The sequence below is a fragment of the Streptomyces sp. NPDC045967 genome (assembly GCF_056430495.1).
The window spans coordinates 21,630-27,629 of the sequence record NZ_JBWKLE010000033.1 but is presented as its reverse complement, the minus strand read 5'-3'; the positions used below and the strand labels follow the sequence as shown (position 1 = coordinate 27,629).

Genomic DNA, 6,000 nt, shown 5'->3' with positions numbered 1-6,000 from the left:
TGGATAAACGTGAGGTAAGCCCCCTGGTGCAGCCAAGGGATGCGTACCCGTACACGCACTGCCAGACTGCGGATATCGGGGGCTATCGCCTTGCCCGCGCTGGTGGCCACCGGCACCACAGCAGCCGCCGACAACCACCCCACCGTCAGTGGCGTCGGAGACGATGTCGGAATCGTCGGCCGCCTTGGTGAACGCGTCCGTGAGGTGGCGCAGCCGATCGGCCGTGAGATCGAGGGCTTCCACGTTCGTGCGGGACTCCCGGAGGGCTCGCAGCGCCTTTATGTCGATCGCCTCCCGGGGCCCGGTCTCCGGCTCCTGGTGTCGTCGTCGGGGTCGGCGGCCGGGGACGCGAGCTGCTGCTCGGGCATCGCCGCCTGCTGGTGGGTGACTACGTCGTACGCCCGGCCCCGCACGGCGCCGGTGGTGGTGCGCGGGTTCTCCCGCACCACCGCACCGGCGCCCCACGTCCAGGCGCAGCCGCTGGAACCGGAGGGGGTGGCGGTAGACGCCGCCGTGGTCGATGGCGCGGTCGGCGCTGACCTCGGCGACCAGACGGGGGTGGACGAGGGTGGTGTCGAGGACGTCGCGGCTCCCCCATGTAGCCGAGAAGCGCACGCCCTCCCACGGGTGCCCGGGCGCGGCCGCGGTGAGGTGCTCGGCGACCTGCTGGGCGGCGTCCGGGCGCAGCCGTACGGTGCGGCCGACCGCGCGCAGCCGGCCATGCTGGTCGTGGCGGCCGAGGACGAGGAGCTGGGGGCGGGTCAGGGTGCCGGTGATCGCCGACGAGTGTCTCCGTGGTGTCCCGCCTTCTGATCTTGGTCCTTATCTGCACTTCGCTTGCGGCCACCCAGGATCTTCACCTGGGTGGCCGCTGCGGGACAGCCCCGGGTCGCCGCATACCCGGAGTCGGAGTAGAGAGGGCAGATGAGCGGTGCACGGCGCCCCCCAGTGCCCTCCCGGGCAGTTGGCCGACGAAGCGCAGGAGGATCATGTCCAGTTCCAGTTCTGAGACGGAGTCCCGTGGTCCCGGCGGCGCTGCGGCACATGAGCGGGGAACCGCGTCGAGCGGCCCATTCGACAGGTCCACGCCGGTGGGTGCTGCCCGGTATTTCCAGCACTGTGTGCGTTCGGGTGATCTGGATGGCGCGCTGGACTGCTTCGACCCGGATTCGATCTACGTCACCGGGCCTGGAGCGTACGTGCGTGGGCTGGACGAGATCCGCACGGCGGTGTCGGCGTATGTGAGCGTGCGGCCGGATTTGCGGGCGCATCGCTGGGCCGGTCTGGCCGCCGGGGACCTCGTCGCCTGGGTGGATGAGTGGACCATCAAGGCGACTTTGCCGGATGGCACCATGCTGGACATGAGCGGTGTGTCGTCCGACGTGCTGCGCCGCCGCCCGGACGGCACCTTCATCTACCTGGTCGACAATCCCTACGGCCACCAGTACCTCGACGCCTGAGTACTCCGCCTGAGTGCTCCATAACCCTGGCTGAGCGGTTGGACACAGGCGTGTGGCCACGCCGGTGTCCGCCGCGCATTGCCGGACCGCTCCTGGTGGTAGCGGGCTCGCGGTGTGCGTTCGGTCAGGGCAGCAGGAGGATCTTGCCGCGGTTGCGGCGGTTGTCGATGTCGTCTTGAGCCTGGGCGGCCTCCTTGAGCGGGTAGGTCCGCCAGATCTCCACCGTCAGCTTGCCGGTGGCGGCGAGGGCGGCCAGTTCGGGGAGGGCTTCGGGAGCGCGGTCGGCGGGGTCCATGCCAGTGAAGCGCACCCCGTGCCGGGCAGCGTTCATGTCGGCGATCGTGATCACACGGTCCGGGCCGCCGACCAGGTCGACGGAGTCGGGCAGGACGCCGGCGCCGGAGGTGTCGAACACCGCGTCCACACCCTGCGGTGCAGCGTCGCGGACGCGCCCGGGCCATCCCGGCCCGTACGGCACCGCGGTCGCACCCAGCGCGGTGACCCGCTCCAGGTCACTGGTGCCGGCGGTGCCGACGACGGTGATGCCGCGGGCCGTGGCCAGCTGAACGGCGATCGCGCCGACGCTGCCGGCGGCTCCGTGGACGAGCAGGGTCTGCCCGGGCGTGAGGTTCAGGTGCTTCAGAGCACGGAAGGCTGTCTCGCCCACGGTCGGCAGCGCCGCTGCGGTCTCCCAGGACAGGGCGGCCGGTTTGGCCACGGGGGCGGGCATCAGGGCGTACTGGGCGTAGGAGCCGGCCGGCGTGACGCCGAACACCTCGTCGCCGATGGTGAATCCGGTGACGGCTTCTCCTACGGCGTCGATGACTCCGGCGGCATCCACCCCGGGGACCAGGGGGAACACGGTAGGGAAGACACCGGCCAGGTTGCCTCGGCGGATCTTGCTGTCGAGCGGGTTGACGCCGGCGGCCTTGACCTTCACCCGCACCTCGTGCGGCGCGGGCTGCGGCAGATCGGTCTCGGTGAGAGTGAGGACTTCCGGACCGCCGAAACGGTCGTAGGTGACGGTGAACGGCATGAGCAGGGTCTTCCTTCGTGCTGACGGGGCGGTGGGAGTCGGCGGCGATCAGGCTGATGCGGTGGCCTGGAAGGCGATCTCGTAGGGCTGGCCCTCCTGAGGGAAGTCGGTGATCGCGCCGCGCTGGTCCATCACTGCGCTGTTCGCGCCGAATGCTTCGTAAGCCTGGCGGTCGGCCCACTGGGCGTAGTTGATGACGCGGGTGCCGTCCGCGCTGACGTGGACGGTGGAGGAGAGGAAGCCGGGCTGGTGGCGCACCACGTTCTCGACGAAGGTGCGGATGGCCTCGACGAGCTCCTGCCGTCGGGAGGGGTCGGGAGTGAAGGTGACGATGACGGTGAAGGTGTCGGAGTGAGGGGTGATGGTGACGGCCATGTCGTGCCTCTCGGTGGTTGGCCGGGATCTGTCCCGGTGCAACAAACGAACAGGTTGGATGATTCCAGTGAAGCATACAGACCGTATGATTGTGGTGTGACGCCTGCCGCCTTTGACCGACCCAACCCGGCCAACCCCCGAGTCCAACGCACCCGCGCCCGAATCCTGACGGTCGCCCGACAGCTCCTCGCCGAGGTCGGGCCCACCGCGTTGACCTACTCGCTGCTGGCCGAGCGAGCCCACGTGACCCGCCAGACCCTCTACCGGCACTGGCCCACGAGGGAGGCGATGCTGGCAGACGTGATGCTGGAATCAGGCGACGCGGACAGCTACCCCAAGCCCGGAACGGACCCGCGGAAAGTGCTCACCGCCTACCTGCACAGCCTGAGGCACGGCCTGGCCGACACAGCCACCGGAAGCGCACTGATGGCCTTGGCCGCCCAGGCGGACCGCGACGCCGGTGTCGGCCAGGCTCTGGCCCGCATCAGCCAGGACCGCCACCAAGCCCTCAACGAACTATTGGCCCCCTCGGGCATCCGGATGACGGCCGACGAGTTCACGTTGCTCATCGGACCGTTGATGTTCCGCCGCTTCCTCGACCGCGAACCCCTCACCGACACCTACATCGACAGCATCGTCACCCACTGGCTAACCACGACCACAGCCGATGACATGTTGCCCACCGAGTAGGGCAGCCCGCGGCGGTGCCGCATGCACGGAACCACAGGGGCTTTCGCGCATCGGGGACGGTTCGAACGCCCCGGCGCAGCCAACCGTAGAGACGGCGACGCGGCTGCCCCTCAAGCGGGCAGGACGCTCATAGCGACCGGCGCCTACTCTTCATCGCCCAGTTGGTACAAAGTGCACACCTCGATACGGATCGAACTCTCATCCATGGCGGCCAGGTAGTCGCGGGTCACCTCACCCGCCTCCTGGAAAGCCGCCTGGGAACGCTCGGAGTCCTCCCTGGTGAGCCAGTCCACCGAGATGGCCCACTCCCCCTCATCCGAAACCATCGTGCGGCGACTGCCGGCCACATAGCCGGGCTGCGTGGGCTGGAACTCCCGATCCATCCGGAAGGCGGCCCGCAGGAAATCCTTCGCGTCCACCCCTTCCTTCAACCGAAACCGCACAATCTCCGTGTACAACACGGCTCCTCCTCCCCATCACCGCAACACCGGACCCCACCACTGGAGGAGCCGGGATTACCCGACAGTCCTGGAACATGGCGGCCACTGTTGAACATGCGGCACACGGATGCTGTCGACATGCCCAGGTTCACTCCGGCCGGCGCGGCTCACCACTCGGGCGTCTAACGCACCCGCCGAACGGTGCGGGCCACGGTGCTCCTCACGAGGATCGCCTAATGGTGCAGTCAACACACCAGCGCGATGTCCGGTCATGTAGCGGCTGTTCAGGGGCTTGATCAGGATGCCTTCCACGCCGGACACGTCTGTCCAGGACTTCAGCCACTCCCGCGCCTTGGCCAGGTCCGTCGTCATCGGGCAGAGCGTCCACGGCGCGGTCAGGGCGTGCTCGGAAAACAGGTTTTCCAGCAGGGCGCGCCGCTCGGCGCACGGGCGCGCGAGGAGCTCCTGGCCGTCCTGCTGCAAGATGTCGAAGGCGACGAAGTAGGCCGGCCAGCGCGCGGCGAGGTTGGCGGCGCCGCGGGCGCGGGTGGCGGCTCGGCGCTGTAACGCCTCGAAGGACAACCGGCCCTCTTCGGTGTCCCAGACGAGGAGTTCGCCATCGAGGACCAGGCCGTGCGGCAACTGCGCTTCGGCGGCCGCCACCAGGTCCGGCCACCGGTCCTGGACCAGCGCCCCGCGGCGGGTCTGCAGCAGCACTGTGCCGCTGGGGCCGGCCGCGGTGAACAGCAGCGCCCGGTGCCCGTCCAGCTTCTGCTCGTACGCCACCCCCACCCCGAGCGCCGCCGGGCCCGGCATGGCTTCCGCGGCCTGCACCAGCATCGACTCGACTGGCGGTCTGAGCGTCACGGGGGCCTCCCTCACGGCTTGTCTGCCCCTCTTCCAGGGTCCGCCAGACCTGCCGGAGGCGGCTCGGCGATGGCCGTCGCGTCATCCATCCGAGGGGAGCAGCGGGCCCGTCAAAGGCGCCATGCAGGGCATGTGCGGCACGGTGACAGCCATGCGTCGCTGGTCCCTGCCCCTGCTTCTTACCGCGCTGCTCGCGGCCTCGGGATGCGTCACCGTCCACCCCGCACCTCCCCGGCCCGCCGGGGCCCCGCCCGCCGCGGTCTCGGAAGACCACAAACACCCCGCCGGCCCCCGGCCAGCACGACCGGGCACGGGGACGGCGCTGCCCCTCTCACCCCTACCCGAGCCTTCGGCCGGCGCCGTTCCCGAGGCCGGCCGTGCGCCGGCCCGTCCCGCCCCCGCAGCCCGCGAGGCATCCGGCGAGACCCACCCCACCCCGGCGGACTCCCGGCCACAAGGTTGAAGGCCCTGCCCGGCCACGCAGGACGACCCCACCCCGGCCCGCCGCCAAACCCAAGCCCAGGAAGACGAAGCGGCCGAACCGTACACGCGCACCGCACCCTCCGGTAAACGCACCAGGGGCGGGGGCCCCGGACATGGCGGAGCTGTGCCGTGCAGCGCACGGCGTCACCAGCCCCGCCGTGGCCGCGCTCTGCCACCAGACCTACGGCCGATAACCGGAGCCGGCGTTCGCAGAGAAAATCGAACACGTGTTTCACTGGGGGTGTGAGACCACCGTTCCGCTTCTCCGAGGACCTGCTCCAAGGGGCGTGGCAGCAGACGTATGCCGAGCTCGCGCAGGCCCCCCAGGCCGGTACGACCGTGCTGCGGCGCCGGCTGATCGCCCTCTCCAGGAGCCTGTGCACCCACCCCTCCTGGGCGGCCCCCACCGCCTGGCGGGCCGGCGGCGTCGAGCTGCGGCGCGCCGCCCGCACCCACACTTCCGCAACGGCGGACGGGGAGGCAGCAGCGTGACCACCACGCCCCGGCCGCAGGTCGCCATCATCTGGGCACCCAGCCAAACCGGCCCCTGCGCCCGGTGCCACGCCCCCACGTGCCGCTACGGGGTGGCGGCGAGCCCCTTGTGCGAGGCGTGCAGGGCCGCGCGGCAGGCCCAGTACGGGGGCTGAGC

At 70.3% G+C, this 6,000-nt stretch carries 8 protein-coding genes; 4 read left to right on the top strand and 4 right to left on the bottom strand.

Features of this window, described 5'->3' with window-relative positions; translation table 11 throughout:
• Nucleotides 1-90 precede the first annotated feature (90 nt).
• Both AC07FY_RS32320 and AC07FY_RS32315 read left to right on the top strand, forming a co-directional pair.
• Entirely contained in the window at nucleotides 91-813 is a 723-nt protein-coding gene (locus AC07FY_RS32320) for a hypothetical protein (protein ID WP_479013795.1), read from the top strand.
• 176 nt (nucleotides 814-989) lie between these two features.
• Nucleotides 990-1,460 carry a YybH family protein gene (locus tag AC07FY_RS32315; protein WP_479013792.1) on the top strand — a complete coding sequence of 157 codons (471 nt, stop codon included), beginning with the start codon at nucleotides 990-992 and terminating at the stop codon, nucleotides 1,458-1,460.
• 124 nt (nucleotides 1,461-1,584) lie between these two features.
• Here the strand turns inward: AC07FY_RS32315 and AC07FY_RS32310 are convergent, their stop codons facing one another.
• Together AC07FY_RS32310 and AC07FY_RS32305 are read right to left on the bottom strand one after the other, a co-directional pair.
• Nucleotides 1,585-2,496, bottom strand: coding sequence for an NADP-dependent oxidoreductase (locus AC07FY_RS32310; protein WP_479013789.1), 912 nt, complete (start codon nucleotides 2,494-2,496; stop codon nucleotides 1,585-1,587).
• A 48-nt stretch (nucleotides 2,497-2,544) separates the two neighbouring features.
• Complete coding sequence (locus AC07FY_RS32305) at nucleotides 2,545-2,871, bottom strand: putative quinol monooxygenase (RefSeq protein ID WP_479013785.1); 327 nt, start codon at nucleotides 2,869-2,871, stop codon at nucleotides 2,545-2,547.
• Nucleotides 2,872-2,967: 96 nt separating this feature from the next.
• On the opposite strand from AC07FY_RS32305, the gene AC07FY_RS32300 reads away from it, so the two are divergent.
• The gene (locus AC07FY_RS32300; RefSeq protein ID WP_479013782.1) at nucleotides 2,968-3,561 is read left to right on the top strand and encodes a TetR/AcrR family transcriptional regulator; all 594 of its coding nucleotides are present in this window, start codon (nucleotides 2,968-2,970) and stop codon (nucleotides 3,559-3,561) included.
• Nucleotides 3,562-3,704: 143 nt separating this feature from the next.
• Here the strand turns inward: AC07FY_RS32300 and AC07FY_RS32295 are convergent, their stop codons facing one another.
• A complete protein-coding gene (locus tag AC07FY_RS32295; RefSeq protein ID WP_479013779.1) occupies nucleotides 3,705-4,022 on the bottom strand; it encodes an antibiotic biosynthesis monooxygenase family protein in 318 nt (105 codons plus the stop codon).
• A 54-nt stretch (nucleotides 4,023-4,076) separates the two neighbouring features.
• A complete protein-coding gene (locus AC07FY_RS32290) occupies nucleotides 4,077-4,868 on the bottom strand; it encodes an ATP-dependent DNA ligase (protein WP_479013776.1) in 792 nt (263 codons plus the stop codon).
• 726 nt (nucleotides 4,869-5,594) lie between these two features.
• Here AC07FY_RS32290 and AC07FY_RS32285 point away from each other — a divergent pair.
• A complete protein-coding gene (locus AC07FY_RS32285; protein WP_479013774.1) occupies nucleotides 5,595-5,843 on the top strand; it encodes a hypothetical protein in 249 nt (82 codons plus the stop codon).
• The last annotated feature ends 157 nt before the right edge of the window (nucleotides 5,844-6,000 follow it).

Coding starts and splice junctions, on each gene's coding strand:
- AC07FY_RS32315 (WP_479013792.1), top strand. CDS start 990: ATGTCCAGTTCCAGTTCTGAGACGGAGTCCCGTGGTCCCGGCGGCGCT.
- AC07FY_RS32310 (WP_479013789.1), bottom strand. CDS start 2,496: ATGCCGTTCACCGTCACCTACGACCGTTTCGGCGGTCCGGAAGTCCTC.
- AC07FY_RS32305 (WP_479013785.1), bottom strand. CDS start 2,871: ATGGCCGTCACCATCACCCCTCACTCCGACACCTTCACCGTCATCGTC.